The 20,870-nt window shown below is 41.0% G+C and carries 21 protein-coding genes and 2 tRNA genes; 13 read left to right on the top strand and 10 right to left on the bottom strand.

Going from position 1 to position 20,870, the window contains the following annotated elements; all coding sequences use genetic code 11:
- Positions 1 to 362: 362 nt before the first annotated feature.
- Positions 363 to 602 carry a DUF1289 domain-containing protein gene (locus PSF11_RS03910; protein ID WP_004919204.1) on the bottom strand — a complete coding sequence of 80 codons (240 nt, stop codon included), beginning with the start codon at positions 600 to 602 and terminating at the stop codon, positions 363 to 365.
- A 171-nt stretch (positions 603 to 773) separates the two neighbouring features.
- On the opposite strand from PSF11_RS03910, the gene gloA reads away from it, so the two are divergent.
- Both gloA and rnt read left to right on the top strand, forming a co-directional pair.
- Positions 774 to 1,181, top strand: coding sequence for a lactoylglutathione lyase (gene gloA, locus PSF11_RS03915; protein WP_072502220.1), 408 nt, complete (start codon positions 774 to 776; stop codon positions 1,179 to 1,181).
- Positions 1,182 to 1,299: 118 nt separating this feature from the next.
- On the top strand, positions 1,300 to 1,941 hold the full coding sequence (gene rnt, locus PSF11_RS03920) for a ribonuclease T (protein WP_004919199.1): 642 nt from the start codon (positions 1,300 to 1,302) through the stop codon (positions 1,939 to 1,941).
- 80 nt (positions 1,942 to 2,021) lie between these two features.
- On the opposite strand, the gene PSF11_RS03925 is transcribed toward rnt, so the two are convergent.
- On the bottom strand, positions 2,022 to 2,369 hold the full coding sequence (locus PSF11_RS03925; protein WP_014658226.1) for a Grx4 family monothiol glutaredoxin: 348 nt from the start codon (positions 2,367 to 2,369) through the stop codon (positions 2,022 to 2,024).
- Positions 2,370 to 3,070: 701 nt separating this feature from the next.
- Here PSF11_RS03925 and sodB point away from each other — a divergent pair.
- Complete coding sequence (gene sodB, locus PSF11_RS03930) at positions 3,071 to 3,649, top strand: superoxide dismutase [Fe] (RefSeq protein ID WP_014658225.1); 579 nt, start codon at positions 3,071 to 3,073, stop codon at positions 3,647 to 3,649.
- A gap of 75 nt (positions 3,650 to 3,724) precedes the next feature.
- On the opposite strand, the gene cydH is transcribed toward sodB, so the two are convergent.
- The gene (cydH, locus tag PSF11_RS21255) at positions 3,725 to 3,808 is read right to left on the bottom strand and encodes a cytochrome bd-I oxidase subunit CydH (protein WP_101495216.1); all 84 of its coding nucleotides are present in this window, start codon (positions 3,806 to 3,808) and stop codon (positions 3,725 to 3,727) included.
- A gap of 269 nt (positions 3,809 to 4,077) precedes the next feature.
- Between cydH and purR the strand changes: the two genes are divergently transcribed.
- On the top strand, positions 4,078 to 5,103 hold the full coding sequence (gene purR, locus PSF11_RS03935) for an HTH-type transcriptional repressor PurR (protein WP_014658224.1): 1,026 nt from the start codon (positions 4,078 to 4,080) through the stop codon (positions 5,101 to 5,103).
- Here purR and punR read toward each other — a convergent pair whose 3' ends face one another.
- Positions 5,104 to 6,009 carry a DNA-binding transcriptional activator PunR gene (gene punR / locus PSF11_RS03940; protein WP_040133068.1) on the bottom strand — a complete coding sequence of 302 codons (906 nt, stop codon included), beginning with the start codon at positions 6,007 to 6,009 and terminating at the stop codon, positions 5,104 to 5,106.
- A gap of 123 nt (positions 6,010 to 6,132) precedes the next feature.
- On the opposite strand from punR, the gene punC reads away from it, so the two are divergent.
- From punC to PSF11_RS03960, 4 genes are all read left to right on the top strand, one after another.
- Positions 6,133 to 7,356: a purine nucleoside transporter PunC gene (gene punC / locus PSF11_RS03945; protein ID WP_004919190.1), complete on the top strand. Its 1,224-nt coding sequence runs from the start codon at positions 6,133 to 6,135 to the stop codon at positions 7,354 to 7,356.
- Between the two features lie 359 nt (positions 7,357 to 7,715).
- The gene (gene cfa / locus PSF11_RS03950; protein ID WP_072502219.1) at positions 7,716 to 8,864 is read left to right on the top strand and encodes a cyclopropane fatty acyl phospholipid synthase; all 1,149 of its coding nucleotides are present in this window, start codon (positions 7,716 to 7,718) and stop codon (positions 8,862 to 8,864) included.
- Between the two features lie 152 nt (positions 8,865 to 9,016).
- Positions 9,017 to 9,772 carry a helix-turn-helix transcriptional regulator gene (locus PSF11_RS03955; protein ID WP_072502218.1) on the top strand — a complete coding sequence of 252 codons (756 nt, stop codon included), beginning with the start codon at positions 9,017 to 9,019 and terminating at the stop codon, positions 9,770 to 9,772.
- A 26-nt stretch (positions 9,773 to 9,798) separates the two neighbouring features.
- On the top strand, positions 9,799 to 10,074 hold the full coding sequence (locus tag PSF11_RS03960; RefSeq protein WP_004919184.1) for a putative quinol monooxygenase: 276 nt from the start codon (positions 9,799 to 9,801) through the stop codon (positions 10,072 to 10,074).
- 160 nt (positions 10,075 to 10,234) lie between these two features.
- On the opposite strand, the gene PSF11_RS03965 is transcribed toward PSF11_RS03960, so the two are convergent.
- Positions 10,235 to 10,891, bottom strand: a complete 657-nt coding sequence (locus PSF11_RS03965; protein ID WP_004919182.1) for a riboflavin synthase — start codon at positions 10,889 to 10,891, stop codon at positions 10,235 to 10,237.
- 284 nt (positions 10,892 to 11,175) lie between these two features.
- Between PSF11_RS03965 and PSF11_RS03970 the strand changes: the two genes are divergently transcribed.
- The 5 genes from PSF11_RS03970 (at position 11,176) to PSF11_RS03990 (ending at position 15,489) form a co-directional block, all read left to right on the top strand.
- Complete coding sequence (locus tag PSF11_RS03970; RefSeq protein WP_004919178.1) at positions 11,176 to 12,549, top strand: MATE family efflux transporter; 1,374 nt, start codon at positions 11,176 to 11,178, stop codon at positions 12,547 to 12,549.
- 158 nt (positions 12,550 to 12,707) lie between these two features.
- A tRNA-Val gene (locus PSF11_RS03975) sits at positions 12,708 to 12,784 on the top strand.
- Positions 12,785 to 12,810: 26 nt separating this feature from the next.
- Positions 12,811 to 12,887: transfer RNA gene (locus PSF11_RS03980), tRNA-Val, on the top strand.
- Positions 12,888 to 13,290: 403 nt separating this feature from the next.
- Positions 13,291 to 14,703, top strand: coding sequence for a pyruvate kinase PykF (gene pykF / locus PSF11_RS03985; RefSeq protein WP_004919173.1), 1,413 nt, complete (start codon positions 13,291 to 13,293; stop codon positions 14,701 to 14,703).
- Positions 14,704 to 15,252: 549 nt separating this feature from the next.
- Positions 15,253 to 15,489, top strand: coding sequence for a major outer membrane lipoprotein (locus PSF11_RS03990; RefSeq protein ID WP_004919171.1), 237 nt, complete (start codon positions 15,253 to 15,255; stop codon positions 15,487 to 15,489).
- Positions 15,490 to 15,582: 93 nt separating this feature from the next.
- Here the strand turns inward: PSF11_RS03990 and PSF11_RS03995 are convergent, their stop codons facing one another.
- The 5 genes from PSF11_RS03995 to sufC form a co-directional block, all read right to left on the bottom strand.
- Complete coding sequence (locus PSF11_RS03995) at positions 15,583 to 16,656, bottom strand: L,D-transpeptidase family protein (RefSeq protein ID WP_014658217.1); 1,074 nt, start codon at positions 16,654 to 16,656, stop codon at positions 15,583 to 15,585.
- 327 nt (positions 16,657 to 16,983) lie between these two features.
- Positions 16,984 to 17,400, bottom strand: coding sequence for a cysteine desulfuration protein SufE (sufE, locus tag PSF11_RS04000; RefSeq protein WP_004919167.1), 417 nt, complete (start codon positions 17,398 to 17,400; stop codon positions 16,984 to 16,986).
- A gap of 170 nt (positions 17,401 to 17,570) precedes the next feature.
- Positions 17,571 to 18,809: a cysteine desulfurase SufS gene (gene sufS / locus PSF11_RS04005; protein WP_072502217.1), complete on the bottom strand. Its 1,239-nt coding sequence runs from the start codon at positions 18,807 to 18,809 to the stop codon at positions 17,571 to 17,573.
- Positions 18,810 to 18,816: 7 nt separating this feature from the next.
- The gene (sufD, locus tag PSF11_RS04010) at positions 18,817 to 20,121 is read right to left on the bottom strand and encodes a Fe-S cluster assembly protein SufD (RefSeq protein ID WP_272682739.1); all 1,305 of its coding nucleotides are present in this window, start codon (positions 20,119 to 20,121) and stop codon (positions 18,817 to 18,819) included.
- Complete coding sequence (sufC, locus tag PSF11_RS04015; protein ID WP_004919160.1) at positions 20,096 to 20,842, bottom strand: Fe-S cluster assembly ATPase SufC; 747 nt, start codon at positions 20,840 to 20,842, stop codon at positions 20,096 to 20,098. Before sufC ends, sufD begins: the two co-directional genes overlap by 26 nt.
- Positions 20,843 to 20,870: the final 28 nt, after the last annotated feature.

The raw sequence follows: 20,870 nt of genomic DNA on the forward strand, positions 1-20,870 counted from the left end.
ATTAAACATCGTTTTATTTACTCACATAGACTATCAATGATCTTGTTAATAAGAATAGCCTTACTCCTCTTTCGAATCTATCTATTTTAACCCTTATAGTAATTACAATTAACAATAAAAAAGACAATTGCCGATTACTCCTTTAAAAACAATTAAATATAGTTAATCTTAAAATCATGCCATTTTCGGTAGCTTTGCCCTTATTTGATTATTATTTTGAATAACTAAAATTTAATTGAAGGATATATGAAGTAATTAACTATGTTTTATTAATTTCATTTCAATTTAATTACGCTTCAACGAATAGTCGTTAAAAAACTTTAATTAAAAAGATTGATGGGGGATGAGTGCGTTGATAACAATTAAAAAAGCTCTTGTTGAGGTGAAGGTGAGTCATCTTGCTGAGTTTTGACGGCTATTGAACGAATATAGCGCTGACGACATAAACGTAAGATATTACGCTTTTGGCTATCGGTAAATTTTAACCATCCGAAACGTTCTTCCCTAGAGCGAAAGCAACCACGGCAATAACCTTGCTCATTGGCTTGGCAAATCCCACGACAAGGGCTTTGAATTTCAAAAAACTCGAGTTGCTCTGCCATACTGATATCACCTAACTAAAAACACCAATTAATGATATACTCCACTAATACGATTATATCTATTATTTGTACAATAAATAAACCTATTTCATTGTGTTAAAGATAATAGGTACGTTATATTAGTCGTTAAAACGATTCAGTTTCATTTAGTTAATTCAAGGGAGTTCTCTTATGCGCTTACTACATACCATGTTACGTGTGACGGATATGCAGCGTTCAATTGATTTTTACACGAAGGTTCTCGGTATGCGTCTACTGCGTACCAGTGAAAACCCTGAGTATAAATATTCATTGGCATTCGTGGGTTACAGTGACGAAAGTGAAGGTGCCGTAATTGAGCTCACCTATAACTGGGGGGTTGATAGTTACGAATTAGGCACAGCTTATGGCCATATTGCCCTCGGTGTCGATAACGTCGCTCAGACCTGTGAAGATATCCGCCGTGCAGGTGGAAATGTGACACGTGAAGCAGGCCCAGTCAAAGGTGGTAGTACAATTATTGCTTTTGTAGAAGACCCAGATGGGTACAAAATCGAGCTAATTGAGAACAAAAGTGCTAGCAAAGGCCTCAGTAATTAATTCATTTCGATTCTTAAGTCACTAGGCAGTTCATATGCTGCCTAGTGTGAGTTTATCTGCAAAACTTTTCGGTTTTTGGCATAATAACCAACAACCGGAAACCTAAAATGAAAGCCTAATGTCTGATAAAAATAATCCTAACGCACTGGTTAGCCGCTTCAGGGGCTATTACCCTGTTGTCATTGATGTAGAAACTGGTGGGTTTAATGCCAAAACGGATGGTCTACTTGAAATTGCCGCCATCACGCTCAAAATGGATAAAGATGGCTGGTTATCGCCTGATGAAACACTTCATTTTCATGTTGAACCCTTTGAAGGGGCTAATTTAGAACCCGCTGCGTTAGCTTTTACGGGGATTGACCCAACTAACCCTTTACGTGGTGCTGTTAGTGAGTATGAAGCACTGCATGCCATTTTTAAAATGGTACGAAAAGGGATGAAAGCGACCGATTGTAATCGAGCTATCATTGTGGCTCACAACGCCACATTCGACCACAGCTTTGTCATGAATGCCGCTGAACGTGCGGGTTTAAAACGTAACCCTTTCCACCCTTTTGCGACTTTTGATACCGCTGCATTAAGTGGCCTTGTTTTTGGGCAAACGATTTTAGCTAAGGCCTGTGTCGCAGCAGGGATCCCTTTCGACGGTAAGCAGGCTCACGGCGCTTTGTATGATACAAACCGCACTGCTCTTCTTTTTTGTGAGTTAGTTAATAAGTGGAAAAAGCTCGGTGGATGGCCACCGGCGGAGCAAGAGTAAAAAATAGCCGTTTCCGAAATAGAAAGACCGTATTAGTCTAAACGCTTAATACGGTCTTTTTAGATACATTAATGACGAGATTACTCAGCTTTCGTCTCATCAGCAGGACGGTACTTGTCTGCTGTTTCTTTAATCAGTGACTGTAATTCACCACGCTGATACATTTCCATGATGATATCACAACCACCTACTAATTCACCGTCAACCCATAATTGGGGAAATGTTGGCCAATTTGCGTATTTTGGTAGCTCTGCACGGATATCTGGATTTTGCAGGATATCGACATAAGCGAAACGTTCACCACAAGCAGATAACGCTTGAACTGCCTGAGCAGAAAAACCGCAGCTAGGAAGCTTAGGAGAGCCTTTCATATACAGCAGGATTGGGTTTTCTTTAATCTGGCGTTCGATTCTTTCAATTGTCGTCATTTTTACTTCCTTAACATTAATATAATTAGTATATTTTTTGTTTTTCAATAAGATAAAAAATACAGAACAAAAAACATACTACATAATACTACATTTCACTCTTAATACATCAATGAGTTAAGCTGCGATTACGAATGAAAAAGAGGGGTGTTAAGCCCCTCCTTTGGTTTGCTTGTATTGTGACTTATTTATGATTCAAGTCAAATAAATCTACTACCTAGCACGCTCCCTGCTCTGTATCACTCTTTTCCTACCATACTCTCCCGCGATGATAAAAAACCAACGAATAACAGTCTCACTGAACTATCAGCCTATCTCACAAATTTATTTGGTATTAGGGAACAATCAGGAGAGCCACAGCAGTTATGAGCTAACTACACGTTAGTCATCCACCCGCTATTGAAAAGCCATACGTTCATATCCCCGTTTACAGTTACGGTGAAACTCTGCTGATAAAATAATATCCCTATGATTTTACGGTGTATTTATCAGTAAGATTTGTTAAGATAACCCTATAATGACTAAGCCTACAATCAGGCAGCCATATCGTGCTATTATTAATATATTAAATAATAGTTCATGCCGCATAAATGTTCAGTTTATGCACATTAACAGCATGATCATGGCTATAAAAATATTCGCTCAACTTTATGAGCACTACACCCATATGTGTTGTTTTACACCTAAACAAGGAGTACGCAATGTCTTTTGAACTACCCGCTCTACCTTATGCTAAGAATGCTCTAGAACCTTATATCTCGGAAGAAACACTCGAGTACCATTATGGTAAACACCATAATACCTATGTTGTTAACCTGAATAACTTAGTCAAAGGTACTGCTTTCGAAGGTAAATCACTGGAAGAGATCATTAAAACCTCAGATGCTGGTATTTTTAACAATGCGGCACAAGTTTGGAATCACACTTTCTACTGGAACTGCTTAGCGCCAAACGCTGGCGGGGAACCAACAGGTAAAGTCGCAGAAGCGATTAACAAAGCATTTGGTTCTTTCGCTGAATTTAAACAGCAGTTCACTGATGCAGCAACCAAAAACTTTGGTGCTGGTTGGACTTGGTTAGTTAAAAAAACTGATGGCAGCTTAGCGATTGTAAATACCTCTAACGCTGGCACCCCTATCTCTGGTGATGACAAACCTCTTCTTACTGTCGATATTTGGGAGCACGCCTACTATATTGACTACCGCAATGCACGTCCTAAGTATTTAGAGAACTTCTGGGCGCTGGTTAATTGGAAATTTGTTGAAGAAAATCTAGCTTAATTGATTTTTATCACTAACAATAAGGGCGAGTATTCACTCGCCCTTATTCATTCTACCTTTATTTAAAAGGCAAAATTAGAAAATATGTACTGCAAAAGCAATGATCACAGCCAAAGAACCTAACGCTGCTAATAATCCAAATTTAAAATCTGTATCCATGAGTTCCTCTCATCAAACGAACAGTTAACCAGCAACATAACCATAACTTTAACATGGTTAAATAAGTATGACATGACGATTTATAAAAACCAGTGTCTATATCACAGGTTATAACATCAATTATTTCTTTTGTTTTTGCGCTAGATCAGACAAAATCGATAACAAATCGCTAAATTATTGCCAGTTAAGGTACTATGCCTCAATATGCTGGTAATTTTTAATAAGAATTCATGACAAGACCGCTTATTGGTCAGGAGTTTTTTTTCCCCATGGCAACGATTAAAGATGTGGCGAAGCGCGCTGGCGTCTCCACCACAACCGTATCCCATGTAATTAACAAAACACGCTTTGTAGCCGATGATACTAAGGCTGCTGTTTGGGCTGCAATAAAAGAACTCAATTATTCGCCGAGTGCCGTTGCTCGTAGTTTGAAAGTTAATCATACAAAATCCATCGGCTTGCTCGCGACATCGAGTGAGGCACCTTATTTTGCTGAGGTCATTGAGTCTGTTGAAAACAGTTGTTATGAGAAAGGCTATACTCTAATTTTATGTAATTCGCATAATAACTTAGGTAAACAACAAGCTTATTTACAGATGCTGGCACAAAAACGTGTCGATGGCCTACTCGTCATGTGTTCTGAATATCCTGATAAACTAATCAATATGTTAGAAGATTACCGTAACATCCCAATGGTCGTTATGGATTGGGGAACATCACGCGGTGACTTTACTGACAGTATCATTGATAATTCATTCCATGGCGGCTATCTCGCGGGTCGTTACTTAATTGACCGAGGCCATCGCGATATTGCGGTGATCCCCGGCTCTTTGGAAAGAAATACAGGGATTGGGCGGCTCACTGGCTTTAAAAAGGCCATGGAAGAGGCGAAGGTCACTTTACGTGACGAATGGATTGTTCAAGGCGACTTTGAACCTGAGTCAGGCTATAAAGCCATGATGCAAATTTTGAGTAATAAGCAAAAACCCACTGCCGTATTCTGTGGTGGTGACATCATGGCGATGGGCGCCATTTGTGCCGCTGACGAAATGGGGCTACGGGTTCCTCAAGATATTTCCATTATAGGTTATGATAATGTGCGCAATGCACGTTATTTCACCCCTGCATTAACCACAATACATCAACCTAAAGAACGCTTAGGCCAAATGGCATTCGCTATGTTGCTAGATCGCATAGTGAATAAACGTGAAGATGCACAAACAATCGAAGTGCATCCACGTTTAGTTGAACGGCGCTCAGTGGCTGATGGTCCGTTCATCGATTACCGCCGCTAATTAAGGAGCTAGCCATTCGGCGTTGAGTGTTTCACTGTCTCCTAAGTATTCAAGTAACCAACTCAACGCCGGTGAGGTATTTTTTTCAACCCAAGTTAAACAGCATGGGCTTGGCGGAAACGGCTGTGTTAATTGTAATGGCACAAGCTTTCCAGCGTCACAAAATGGCGCTCCGCGGTGTTCAGGTACCATCCCAACACATAACCCATTCACTAAACACGCCATTCCATTTTCCCAAAATGGCACGACTAAACGCCGCTGGTTATCTAGTGCCCATGTATCGCGTTTGGGTAGGTTCCTTGATGTATCTTCAAGGCATAGACTTGGGTATTCACGCATTTGGTCATCCGTTAATCCTCCCTTTAACTGCGCTAATGGGTGGTTAGGACTGGCAACACATAACCATGACATAAACCCCATATCGCGAAAACTATAGCGTTCGCCGATCGGTGAGGCGCGTGTTGCACCAATAGCCACATCGACACGCCCATCCGCAAGCGCATCCCAAACACCGTTAAAAACTTCAGGATGGATATACAACTCAATGTCTGGGAAGTGGCGATAGAAATCGAGGATCAATTGCTCCGTTCGTTGAGGTTTCACTATGCAGTCAACCGCAATACTAAACTGCCCTCGCCAGCCATTTGCGGCTTGCTGACACTGGTGGCGTGTCTGTGTCATTTTTTTGATAACAGATCGACTTTGCTTGATAAATATTTCCCCAGCCTCTGTTAAAACAACATCGCGGTGACGGCGCTCAAATATCGGTACTGCAAGCCATTCCTCGACTTGCTTGACCGTATAGCTAATCGCAGAAGGCACTCGGTGAAGCTCCTCTGCTGCACCACTAAAACTCCCAGTTCTTGCAACTGCATCAATCACTTCTAAGGAATGAGCTGACCACATAACGATACCTTTCAAAAATTTTGATAGCACATTCCAAATATTACCGTTTCACAATGTAAAAATACAACCTATACAATAGGGTATCTATTAACAATTTTGTAAATTTTAGATAAGTAATCTGCCATGACAAATACAGCGACAAAAAACTCCCCAGGCTTTATGTTCTACCTTGCTGGGTTGAGTATGCTAGGGTTCTTAGCTATTGATATGTATCTTCCCGCATTTGGGTCAATGCAAACTGCATTAAATACTTCTGAAGGCGCAATTAGTGCTTCTCTAAGTATCTTCTTAGGGGGATTTGCCCTTGCTCAACTGCTATGGGGGCCTTTATCGGATAAGCTAGGTCGTAAACCGATCCTCATTGCCGGTTTGTCACTCTTTATTTTAAGTTGTTTAGGGATGTTATGGGTCACCAGTGCAACACAACTGCTTATCTTACGTTTTTTACAGGCAATTGGCGTCTGTAGTGCAGCCGTTCTTTGGCAAGCACTAGTTATCGACCGTTATGACTCCTCTAGTACGCAAAAAGTGTTTGCGACCATTATGCCCCTAGTTGCTCTTTCTCCTGCTTTGGCGCCTTTATTGGGTGCATGGGTGCTTGAGCATTATGATTGGGAAATTATCTTTGTTGTTTTAATGGCCGTTGGGGTTTTATTATTACTTCCGACATTTTTATTAAAAAATGTTGCCCCAAAAGAGATCATTAGTAGTACATCAGGAAAAGAGTCCGTTTCATTTTTAAAATTACTCAGCTCACGTATATACAGTGGTAACGTTTTGGTTTACGCATCCTGTAGTGCCGGTTTCTTTGCTTGGTTAACGGGGTCACCTTTTATTTTAAGAAATATGGGTTTTGACCCAGCAGATATTGGTCTGAGTTATATTCCTCAAACTCTTGCCTTTATTATTGGTGGTTATGGATGTCGTTTTTTATTAATCAAAGTCCGTGCTGAAATCTTATTTCCATTATTATTGATCGGCTATGCTGTGAGTATGTCAATTCTGTTTGTAATGGCAATTTATACCACACCAAGCCTAACCATGATCTTAATCCCCTTTTGTTTTATGGCAGCAATGAACGGTGCTTCTTACCCAATTGCAGTTTCAAAAGCGCTGAATGCCTACCCTCAGGCAAGTGGTAAAGCTGCCGCATTGCAAAATACCTTACAACTGGGATTGTGTTTTGTCGCCAGTATATTAGTTTCCGCATTACCTTTTGATCCGCTACTATCCACAACAGGTGTCATGGCAATAACAATATTACCAATGATTATTGGTTATTTTGTTCAAAATACAAAAGATTGCACTGAATCATCACGGAAAAATGCAGAATATCAGCCTCAATAACTAATTTTGCTATCAGCCACTACTCTGTAGTGGCTGATTTGGAATAAAAAACCTAATTAAGTCGTCTTTTTAAAATCATCCACTCTTTATTTGACATTCCAATTCTGTATATTTACTTTCAAATTCTACTTTTCTGGCTAAAGTGACATTTTTCGCCATTGTTAAATAAAACTATCGCTTCTATACTCGGATAATACTTAGTCCGAAGTGATTTTTGAGTTAATAAATATTGATGGTTTAAACTCAGGGCGCGACGGTATAAATGCGCTCCTGTCTTTGTGAAGCTATTCTTCGCAACCCTACACTTTCAGCAAACTGAAATTCTATCTCAAAAACCTTCATCTCAAGTTGGAGAGCATATGAGCACTTGTGTAGATGAAACTAAAGCGAAAGTTTCGAATTGGCAAAGGATCGCAGAGCCTTTATTAAACCAAGCAGGCATAGAAATAAACGGCTCTCGCCCTTTCGATATTCAAATACATAATACCGATTTTTATAAAAGGGTTTTACAAAAAGGGTCTCTCGGTCTTGGCGAGAGTTATATGGACGGCTGGTGGGACTGTGAGCGCTTAGATATATTTTTCTATAAAGTATTGCAAGCGAAACTCGACACTAAGCTGCCGAATAACCTTACCGATATCATGAAAGTCGCTATGGCGCGCCTAAGAAACCTGCAAACCCAAAAACGGTCTTGGATTGTAGGAGAAGAGCATTATGATTTGGGTAATGATCTTTTTACCCTAATGCTTGACCCTTATATGCAGTATTCTTGCGGTTATTGGCATGATGCGACATCACTTGAACAGGCACAAATTAATAAATTGGATCTAATTTGTCGCAAACTGCAAATAGAGCCGGGTATGCGCCTTTTAGATATTGGTTGTGGCTGGGGAGGCTTAAGCGCCTATGCCGCTCGCCATTATGGCGCCTCTGTTACAGGGGTCACTATCTCTAAAGAGCAACAAAAACTCGCACAAGAGCGCTGTAAAGGCTTAGACGTTAATATCATTTTGCAAGATTACCGTGAGTTAAATGATAAATTTGATCGCATCGTCTCTGTCGGCATGTTTGAACACGTTGGCCCTAAAAACTACGCAACCTATTTCGATGTGGCACGTAGGAATATTAAAGACGATGGCTTATTTTTGTTACACACAATTGGCTCTAACAAAAATAAAGTCAATGTGGACTCGTGGATTGGTAAATATATTTTCCCAAATGGCGTATTACCCTCTATTCAAAATATTGGGAACTCAAGTGAAGGTAAATTTATCATGGAAGATTGGCACAATTTTGGGGCTGATTACGATAAAACGTTAATGGCTTGGTATGAACGCTTCTTAAATAGTTGGTCAGAACTAAGTAATAATTATACTCCTCGCTTTAAACGTATGTTTACCTATTACTTAAACTCTTGTGCTGGCGCTTTCCGAGCAAGAGATATTCAGTTGTGGCAAATCCTCTGGAGTCCGAACGGCGTTAGCGGAGGCATTAGAGTTCCTCGGTAACACAATTACGGAATATTCCTTCTTATAAAGGCTCTATTATTGAGATGAATCTCTTTATAGAGCCTTTAATAATGCATAAATATTATTTTAATTAGTCTTTCGACTAAAAAACGTTATTATAAGTGATTCGAACAACTCGCTATGTAGGAATTATGCTCAAACAGTATTATCCGCCAACGGAATTGAATGCTTTTATCAGTTCGATTCTAATTATCAAGAAATTTACAACACCGATTAAAATTTTTCCTGGTACTGGCGCAGAAATTTGGGTTTCTACCAAAGCGTTACGTCTGTCTACTGATCACCATCAACAAGTCAACAAATATCAGCTTGTTATTCCGCGTATCGACACTTTTACCGCAGAGCCTAATCATGGGAAGCTCATGGTATTGCGTGTACGCCATGATGCCGTGCGTTTTTTATTACCTAAACGCATCTTAACTTATACCGATATACCGACCGCGTTAGCCGATATATGGCAGGATCCTTGGTATAAAGAGTTATCGAAATCATCCTTTAAAGGACTACTTGATTGTTTTAATGCGACGAAAGTCTCAAAACAGCATCAATTAGTGGATGATATATTGGCGATCCTCTACCGAAATCCAACCAAAAAGATTAATGATATTGCTGATGAAATGGGATACAGCGCACGTTTTATACAAAAAGAATTTTTAAAAGAATATGGCATTACCCCTAAAAGATATCAGATAAATTGCCGTCTAGAACAACTACTTAAGGCAATGCTTGCCGAGCAAGATACCTATCGCTGGCTAGAAACAGGCTATTATGATCAGTCCCATTTCTATCGTGATTTTAAGCGTTATTTCACGATGACGCCGTCTGCTTTTTTGAAGTCTCATTATTCGTTTTTTTACAATACAAAAGCCAAGTTCCCTTTAAGATAGTTCTCGATACACATAAGGAGAACGGAATGAGTATTGTTGTATATGCACAAATCACAACAGAAAATAAGAATGGATTTTTAACCAAAGACATAATCAAAAATTTAGCTAAGCTAAGTCGTCGTGAGCAAGGATGCATTAAATATGACCTTATCACTAAAGAGGATGGTTACATCGTTTTTGAAGAATGGGAAAGTACCGATGCGCTTGAAATGCATAAAAAGTCAGCGCATTTTAAACGGCTCGTTGAAGCAATTGAACGTGATAATGCTAGCATTTCTATTAATTTTAGCGAAAAAGCATAGTGGCGCAAATTAATACTTGGTACTAAAAAACCCAACAAAAGTGCAAATACAAGGGATTTCCCCTTAAGATAGTAAAACTTATCAGACTTTTAATGCTATAACACCAGCTAACTCCTCGGTGCTATAGCATTTTCAGTTTCCCTCATACAAAGGGTTACATTTAGTTATCGCTTGCCTGTGTAATCGCTTCTTGAGCTTTTTTTTCCTGCTCTTTCTGCAATAAAACTCGTTCGACTGTATCAACTATCGCTTGAGTTTGTGGGTCTATTTCAATGTTCACTTTATCCCCCAGCCGTTTCAAACCTAATGTGGTTCTTGCTAAGGTTTCAGGGATCAGATGTACACAAAAACGGTTATTGATTACGTCACCGACAGTGAGACTGATCCCATCAATCGCAACAAACCCCTTGTGTAAAATATATTTCATCAATGCTTTGTCATAGATAGACAACCAAATTTGATGATTATCTTCTGATGTGAAGATTTTACTGATCTCTGCGGTCGTCACAATGTGGCCTGATACCACATGGCCGCCTATCTCATCACCATACTTTGCAGCTCTTTCAATGTTAACAACATCACCAACCTTCAATTCACCTAGGTTGGTTAGCCTGAGTGTTTCCTTGATTAAATCAAAGCTAACATATTCGCCATCTATTTTTGTTACTGTTAGGCAACAACCATTATGCGCTACGGAAGCGCCGGTCTCTAAGCCGACAAGCAGTTCTGGTGTAAATTTCATCACATGGGTACGAAAGTTAGCTCTCTCTGTAACCTCAACAATTGGGGCAGTCCCCTGAACGATACCTGTAAACATAATGATTCTCAGTGCTATGAATTGATAGTCTCAGTTTACCTAAACATTCTTAGAGATCTATCTAATTTGAGTGGTTTGGCTCAACCTATGTGTGAATTTGTGTAACATTATCATGCCGCTCCATACACAACTTTCTTTCATATTAAGAACAACAGATCATTGGCTTAAGTTATCAAAAGAGTTAAAATATAAAGTTGCTATTAACTATTTGATTTATCAAAAATCATTAGCATTTCTTTCTCTATATTCTATTAATCAGTATTTATTACTCTAAAGGTGTATGCGTGCAGAAATATTTTACAGAAGCGCGTAGCTTGCTCGCTCTCGGCATTCCGATCATTCTTGCTCAATTTTCACAAACGGCGATGGGTTTTGTGGATACCGTGATGGCAGGTAGTGTCAGTGAAACCGAGATGTCAGCAGTTGCAGTTGGATTTTCTATCTGGCTGCCAGCTATTCTTTTTGGTCAGGGGTTATTAATGGCACTGACACCTATCGTCGCACAGATGAATGGTTCTGGTCGCCGTCAGTTAATTGGTAATCAAATTCAGCAAGGGCTATGGCTAGCGTTCTTCCTTTCACTGGGTGTGATTTTTTTACTTTATAATAGTAAGTTAATTATTGGTAACATGCCGCATATTAATGAAGAGCTAGCAGATAAGTCTGTCCGTTTCTTACATGCGATTATGTGGGGTGCGCCCGGCTATCTATTTTATCAGGTCTTTCGTAGCCAATGTGAAGGTCTATCCAAAACCAAACCAGGCATGGTGATTGGTTTTCTCGGCTTGATGGTCAACATTCCCATTAACTATATCTTTATTTATGGGCATTTTGGTGCGCCTGCATTAGGTGGTGTGGGTTGTGGTGTCGCAACTGCATCAGTCTACTGGGTAATGTGCATTATGATGCGTTGGTACGTAAAAAGAGCGGGCTCACAACGCGATATTAAGGCGACACAACCCTTTGCTTCCCCTAACCCACTTATTATGAAACGTATTTTTGTTTTAGGTGCACCTATTGGGTTAGCGTTATTTTTTGAAGTGACACTATTTGCCATCGTCGCATTGCTGGTTGCGCCGCTGGGTGTCGTGGCGGTTGCAGGACACCAAGTTGCATTAAACTTCAGCTCGGTCATGTTTATGTTCCCATTGTCATTGGGTATCGCTGCCACTATCCGTGTGGGTTATAACCTTGGACAACAATCGACTGAAGCAGCGAAAGTCTCTTCTTATACCAGTTTGGCAGTTGGCTTATTAGTCGCATGCTGTACCGCGATCCTGACGGCAACCTTACGTGAACCTATTGCGTTAATGTATAACAAAAGCCCTGAAGTAGTTGTTCTCGCTTCAAGCCTCATGCTATTTGCAGCGATTTACCAGCTTTCAGATTCGGTGCAGGTCATCGGTGCAGGTATTTTACGCGGCTATAAAGATACGCGTTCTATCTTCTTTATTACCTTTACCGCTTACTGGATTTTAGGGTTACCTGTAGGTTATGTACTCGCATTAACTGACTTTATCTTCCCTGCGATGGGGCCTAAAGGCTTTTGGATCGGATTTATTGTGGGTCTAAGTGCGGCTGCCGTGGGTATGGCCACCCGTATTTGGTGGATCCATAGGCAACCTGATAGCGTTGTTTTACTTCGTTCAACGCGCTAATTGATGGAATAACAAGCAAATTATTCGATTGGGGAATGTATTTTTGCTTTAGTCGCTGTAAATACGAGCAAACTATCACGAAAATACATTTTCCCCTTGCCAGAACGGCGGTAGGACGTTAATATTCGTTCCCGTTGTCACCCTGACAGTTTTGAAACGCGTCCGTAGCTCAGTTGGTTAGAGCACCACCTTGACATGGTGGGGGTCGGTAGTTCGAGTCTACTCGGACGCACCATTTCACAACGTCAATGATATTACAATGCGTCCGTAGCTCAGTTGGTTAGAGCACCACCTTGACATGGTGGGGGTCGGTAGTTCGAGTCTACTCGGACGCACCATTCAACGATGTTATTCACTGTTTCTCCCTTGTTTTCTTATCTGCTCCACCGTTTTTGTGACCACCTTCTCGTGTTGCGCAACAGCACCGATAAAATCTTCAATTATTTTGATCTGAAATATCTCTTCACTCAATTTTGCAAAATTTGATTTGTCTCACAGTTTTTTGTTGTCTATAATAATCGCACAAGCTGAAAGGTTTCATCAAAAATAAATCAGTAAGTTAGCTTTAGTGCATTAGGTTACAATCATAATAATTAGCATAAAAAATGTGATCTAATCCACAACATAATTGCATTGAACACCAGACTGTCGCCTATTCTTAATACAATGCGTTGCGCAACAAAACGTATTCATGAATCGACGACAATACCGATTTCCTTTATAACCTTTAGATAGACTGCCATGAAAAAAACGAAAATTGTTTGTACCATCGGTCCAAAAACCGAATCAGAAGAAAAATTGAACCAACTTCTTGATGCAGGCATGAATGTCATGCGTCTCAACTTCTCTCACGGCGACTATGAAGAGCATGGTCAACGTATCAAAAATCTACGTGCAGTCTGTGCGAGAACTGGCAAACAAGCCGCTATCCTGCTTGATACTAAAGGGCCTGAAATCCGCACCATGAAACTTGAGGGCGGTAACGATGTTTCTCTCGTTGCTGGTCAAACTTTTACATTCACTACAGATACCTCAGTTATCGGTAATAAAGACAGAGTTGCTGTAACTTATGCCGGTTTGACCGCAGATCTTAACGCGGGTGATACCGTTTTAGTCGACGACGGTTTAATTGGCATGAAAGTGAAAGATGTCACCGCGACAGAAGTGATCTGTGAAGTCTTGAATAATGGTGATTTAGGTGAGAAAAAAGGCGTTAACCTACCCGGCGTCTCTATTGGTTTACCTGCTCTCGCTGAAAAAGATAAAGAAGACCTGATTTTTGGTTGTGAGCAAGGCGTCGATTTTGTCGCCGCGTCGTTTATCCGTAAACGTTCTGATGTGGAAGAAATCCGTGCTCACCTGAAAAAACACGGTGGCGAAAATATTCAGATCATCTCCAAAATTGAAAACCAAGAAGGTTTGAATAACTTTGATGATATCTTGGAAGCGTCTGATGGTATCATGGTTGCCCGTGGTGACTTGGGTGTTGAGATCCCTGTAGAAGAAGTTATTTTCGCCCAAAAAATGATGATTGAGAAATGTGTTGCTGCACGTAAAGTCGTGATCACCGCAACGCAAATGTTAGATTCAATGATCAAAAACCCACGCCCTACTCGCGCTGAGGCAGGCGACGTGGCAAACGCCATCCTTGATGGTACGGATGCTGTGATGCTTTCAGGTGAAAGTGCTAAAGGCAAATACCCTGTTGAAGCCGTTACTATCATGGCAACGATTTGTGAGCGCACAGATCGCATCATGCCAACCCGTATTGATAACCAAAAACCAGGCCAACGCCTACGTGTCACCGAAGCGGTTTGCCGTGGCGCCGTTGAGATGTCTGAGAAGTTAGACGTTCCACTGATTGTCGTTGCTACTTTCGGCGGTAAATCAGCCAAATCAGTCCGTAAATACTTCCCTACCGCGCCTATTTTAGCGCTAACCACTAACGAAGAAACCGCTCGTCAGTTGTTATTGGTAAAAGGTGTAGTACCAATGATGGTTGGTGGTTTCACATCAACAGATGATTTTTACCGCGAAGGTAAACGTGCAGCTTTAAATAGTGGCTTGGCGAAAGAAGGTGATGCTATTGTGATGGTATCTGGTGCATTAGTTCCAAGCGGAACAACCAATACATCTTCCGTACACGTGCTGTAATTAGCAATAGCTTAAAATCCATAACGTCTTAAGACATCGTTTAGGGCGTAATTAAAACGGGGAGAACTTTGTTTTTCCCGTTTTTGTTTTTTTAAGTCATGTTTCAATAAATGAATGTTTGTCATTCTGCCTGAGCACAATAAATGGTTGCCATTTTCGCTCATCCAACACTTATACTATTAGTCGAATAAGGTAGGATGTTTTGTTTTAACATAAAATGCTTCCGGTAGAGAATATTTTGATTTATGGCGTTATTGCAATCTATTATTCATTTGCTATATTAGACTAATATCTCAAAGAGAGTTTGATTTGATTGAATAATAGCCTTGAGAGTTGAGAATACATTTTTTCTTATTTTTCCTACTGTCTGGCTAAAAGTATTTCTAGCAAAACTGGAAATTAAGTACTAGCATAAGAAAAAGTAAGTACCATTCCTGAACACATTGCGTTGTTCATATGGAATAAGTAGATGTAGAAACAATCTGATATCTATTTTACTGGTCGCTTACTTTGGTATTTTCAAGATAAATCTATCTAGAGGGTAAAATAATGATTCGTACTAAAATTGTTCTGGGCTCTATCGTTCTAGCTTCAGCATTACTGGCGGGTTGTTCTAACAGCACTGAAGTGCAAAAACTCTCTTCAGACGTGCAAACTCTGAATGGTAAAGTTGATCAACTGAGCAACGATGTCCAGACTATTCGCGCTGAAGTTCAAGCTGCACAACAAGAAGCAGCTCGTGCTAACCAACGTCTTGATAACCAAGTTCGTTCTTACAAAAAGTAAGTTTGAATTAGCAACGGTATAACGGTCTACTGTTTTATACCGCATAATCTTATATGTAGAGGGCCTAGATATTAGGCCCTTATTTTTTACCTGTTATTCGTTTTCAGATCCCTGATAGACAGGTTGAGGCTGTGAAATAGTAAATTCATCAATCGGATTCAACGCTGGATATTTCCCCTGTTCATTGATGACTTCATCGGTTTGACTGCCACTCACGCTGTACTCCGGTTCATATTGCCTTTCAACCCCCTGCTCCTTGTTAACCCTCACAGGCAACCCTGAACGCCTTGCCAGCTCTTTTTCCACTAATGCTTTATCAATCTCTTCATTTTCAAGGAAACGTTTAAAATCATCAGAGAGCGGTATCGGCATTGTTTGTGGATCATCTGAAGCTTTCTTGGAAAGAGGTTGGTGTACTTCGATGTAATAGCTACCATCAGCTTCTTTTGAATATTTAACCGGTTGATTGATCACTTGCACTCGCGTTCCTTTAGGAACCGTTTTAAACAGAGCTTCAATATCATCTGGGCGTAGACGAATACAGCCTGAGCTAACACGCATACCAATACCAAAATCAGCATTCGTGCCGTGAATTAAATATTCACCTCTGCCATATGCTAAACGTAACGCGTAAAGCCCCATTGGGTTGTCTGGCCCTGCGGGTACCACCGCAGGCAAAGTGATCCCTTCTTTGGCATAATTTTTACGAATATTCGCCGTTGGCGTCCATGTGGGATCTTTAATGGATTGGCTCACAGATGTCACCATTTCCGGTGTATCACGCCCTAATTGACCAATTCCGATAGGATAGACCACCACTTCTTTACTACCTTCAGGATAGTAATACAGTCTTAATTCGGCGAGGTTAATAATAATCCCCGTCCGAGGTGTTGCTGGCAATAACATTTGCGTCGGAATAATCAACTCTTTGCCAGCTTCGGGTAAATAAGGATCCGTACCGGGGTTCGCTTCTAGCATCGCCAGTAAACCAATTTGATATTCGCTGGCAATCATTTCTAATGAACGACCATCATTGGGTACAACATAGTGTGTATTTTCCCCGATAAGGCGCGTATTGCTATCTGGTAATGGATAATCCTTCGCTTGTACCGGCGATAGCAATACACTTGCCACAAACAAACTTGCCACAGTTAACGCTTTCTTCATACCGACTCCAGGGAATACCAAACTATGCTCTAATAACTTGAGGGGTAGCTAGGCAGCAAAAAAAGCAGCCACGAGAAATTCAAATGGAGCTTAGCCACAACTCGACGATTCGAAGCGGATAGACATCGCTTCTCATTCAAGATGTACATAATAGCAACTATATTGCTTATCTTTAATACCCGTTGAATATTTTGTAAGTAGTAATCGTTATATCATTGATGAAACAATGAGTTAAGCTAAATCGAAGAGTTAATCATGAATACGAGGGATGGCTGCTCAGAACAGTTCAAAAAAACAAGCAGGGAAATAGTATTCCCCGCGAGATAATTATTGTAGCTGTGTTGCTCGGGAAAGGATTGTCCGGATCATCGCATTAAGGCCCTGAGTACGCGACGGCGTCAAATGCTGCTCCAAAGCAAGTTGAGCGAAAAATGATTTGACATCTACTGACAAGATCTGCTCAGCCGTTTTCCCCTGAAAAAGAATAATGACTATTGCAACTAACCCTTTCACGATCGCCGCGTCACTATCACCAGCAAAACAAATGCTACCATCTGGCTGTTTTTGCATATCTATCCAGACTTGGCTTTGACAACCTGCAATCAAGTTACTATCGCTACGTTGTTGCTCTGTTAATGGCGTTAAGCGCCCACCAAGCTCTATCATGTATAGATAACGCTCTTCCCAGTCTTGGCAACGTGCAAAATTCCGTAGCAATTTATGTTCATCGGGTAAAGCTGGCATACTTCTTTCCTTAATTAATCACAAATGTCTCTAAGGTTAGTCAACCTGATTCGTTTTCTCTGCTGATTAGCAAATCGTTCAGTTAATAGGAGCAGGGTTAATAAATGAAAAAGCCAATAACATATTGGCTTTTTCAGTCAATGATAACAAAAACAATCAGGCTTTAACGCCTAGCCTAACAATTTTTTAATGCGCTGTAATGCATTGAATAAGGAATCTATCTCTTCTTTGGTCGTATAGATACCTACCGAAGCGCGACACATTGCAGGAACATTATAGCGGTCCATCAATGGTAATGCACAATGGTGCCCAGTACGGATAGCAATACCATATTGATCTAAAAAAGAGCCAACATCGTAAGCATGATGTGTGCCGAGGTTAAATGCGATCACCCCTTCACGTTGATCGTTACCGTATAGGGTTAATGAGGGAATTTCTTTTAATTTTTTAGAAGCATAGGACATCACTTCCTTTTCATAAGCAAAGGCTTCTGCTCTCCCTAACACATTGAGATAATCAAAGGCCGCCCCTAAGCCAATAATGGCGCTAACATTGGGGGTTCCTGCTTCAAAACGCCATGGCGCATCCGCATAAGTGATCCCGTTTTTAAGACTGACATGGCGGATCATTGCTCCCCCCCCTTCCCACGGAGGCATCTTATCTAAAAGTGATTTTTTGCCATACAGAATGCCAATCCCTGTCGGCCCATACAGTTTATGCCCTGAGAAAGTATAAAAATCACAGTCTAACTCTTGCACATCAACAACACTGTGCATCGCACCTTGAGCGCCATCGACTAGCACATACAACTCAGCCCCACAATTAGCCGCTAAAGCCCTCGCTTGCTGAATAATCTCTTTAACGGGGTTAACGGTGCCTAGCACATTAGAGATGTGAGTAAAGCTCAATAACCGTGTTTTGGCATCAATGAGTTCACCAAGTTGCGTTAACAGTAACCGCCCATCGTCACTAACAGGAATGACCCGAATTTCAAAGCCTATAGATTCGGCTAATATGTACCAAGGTACGATGTTGGCGTGGTGTTCCATCTCAGTAATGACAATATTATCGCCTTTACCGATAAATGTTCGCCCGAAGGTATTGGCAACAAGGTTGATTGCTTCGGTTGTGCCTTTAACAAAAACTATTTCTTCTGCTGAAGAGGCATGAATAAAATCGGCCGCTTTTTGGCGTACCTCTTCCATCATGCTTGTCGCTTGCGCGCTGAGGGTATGTATCCCACGATGTACCGCAGCATATTGATGCAACGTAAACTCGCTCTCTTTTTCAATCACTTGCAGAGGCTTCTGTGCACTTGCTGCACTATCAAGATAGACCAAAGGATGATTATTCACACTTTGGGATAAGGCAGGAAAATCCTGCCTAACTGCTGTTACGTTGTATGTCATACGCGTATTAGACCTCTGCTAAGCGTTGGCGAATATTCGCCATGACGGCTTGTTTGAGTTCTTCATTTTCAATCGACTCAGTCAACTCCGCTGCAAAAGCAATGATAATCATATGTTTTGCGGCTTTACCGTCAATCCCTCTGGAGCGCAGGTAAAATAACTGCTCATCATCAATACGGCCTACCGTTGCACCATGCCCACACTTCACATCGTCAGCATAAATTTCTAGCTGAGGCTTAGTGTCAACTTCGGCTTTATCACCCAATAATAACGTGTGATTGCTCATTTGACCGTCTGTTTTTAAGACATTTGGCGCCACTTTGATCATGCCATTGAACACGGCTTTACTTCCGTCCATGGCAATGACTTTATGTAATTGCCGGCTTTCACACTGACCTACATTGTGTTCAAGGTAAGTCCGAGTATCGACAATTTCACTGTCTTTTGGCAATAACAAGCTATTGAGTGAAAAATGCCCATTTTCACCCATCAGTTGTGCGCTCGTATGATGGCGCGTTAGTGCTCCACCCAGCAAAAAACTGCTGCTTAATACTTGGCTATCGCGACCAACCACGATGTCATTATGAGCAAAATGCTGAGCCACATTGTTTTCGTTATTCAGTTTGAAGTGCTGATATTGCGCATTATCCCCCACTTCAACTGTTAAACGGCCCCCAGTAAAATGGGCTTTATCGTTAAAACTGACAAAATGCTCGATCACTTGCGCTTTGCTGTTTGTATCTAACGTGATGTGATAGCGATATTGGCTAGTATTCACCGTATCGCCATCACTACCGCTGGATATATTCAGTAGATAAAGGGGCTTTTGTGCAATTTGATTTGCACCTAGGTGAATAACAATTGGCTGTTGAGCAAGACTTTCCGTTAAATGCAAAAAGATCTCACTATTAACCGCATCGGGCAGCATATCTTGGCTATCTAATAGCGCAACTTGAAATGGCCCCATATCGATAGAGCTAAGTGTTGAGCTATAGCGGCCATCAACAAGTACGATTCGATAGGCATCAATCGGAAGCGCTAAAGCTTCACACGCTTTTTCGTCAAGATCTTGTTCGGCAAAACGATAATGTGTATTCAATACCGAATGCAACGGCGTATAGTGCCAATCTTCATGACGAAAAACCGGTAAACCGACTTGTTTAGCTTTTTCCCAATGTGCCGCCGCATGATGCGATTTCGCCCCAGAGCGTTGCTCAAAAAGTGTTGCAAAACGCGCCATCGCTTGCTCATTTAATGCAGCTACCTGAGCACGTTTTCCTGCTCTTTCACTGTTGGTCAATAAGCCAGCCATAACCTTGCTCCTCCAGTTTTTTCGCCAAGCTGAAATCACCTGATTTGATGATTTTCCCCTGATACAGCACATGCACAAAATCAGGTTTGACGTAATCCAGAATGCGCTGGTAATGCGTCACAATGATAAATGAACGGTCTGGAGAGCGCAGTGAATTGACACCATTGGCAACGGTTTTCAGTGCATCAATATCTAACCCTGAGTCAGTTTCATCTAAGATGCAGAGTTCTGGCTCAAGAGCAGCCATTTGCAGAATATCATTACGTTTTTTTTCACCGCCGGAGAAGCCCACGTTAACAGAGCGTGTCAATAAATCTTGAGGCATCTCCAGTAAGTTAATTTTATCTTCAATAAAATCTTGGAAATCAAAACGATCTAAAGGTTCTTGCTGACGATATTCACGAACCGCATTGACGGCCGTTTGGAGGAAGAATTGGTTACTCACCCCTGGAATTTCTACTGGGTATTGGAACGCTAAGAAGATACCCTCACCAGCTCGCTCTTCTGGGTCCAACTCTAGCAAATCTTTACCTTTGAAAATGACTTCGCCACTGTCGATGTCATACTCTTCACGACCAGCGAGTGTTGCAGATAACGTACTTTTACCTGAACCATTCGGACCCATAATGGCGTGAACCTCACCCGGTTTCACTTCCAATGATAAGCCCTTTAATATTTCATTGCCTTCTACACTTACATGTAAATTTTTAACACTTAACATATCAACATGCCTTTAGCGCTTTTGCGCA

This window comes from Providencia sp. PROV119, assembly GCF_028482435.1.
Classification (GTDB): domain Bacteria; phylum Pseudomonadota; class Gammaproteobacteria; order Enterobacterales; family Enterobacteriaceae; genus Providencia; species Providencia stuartii.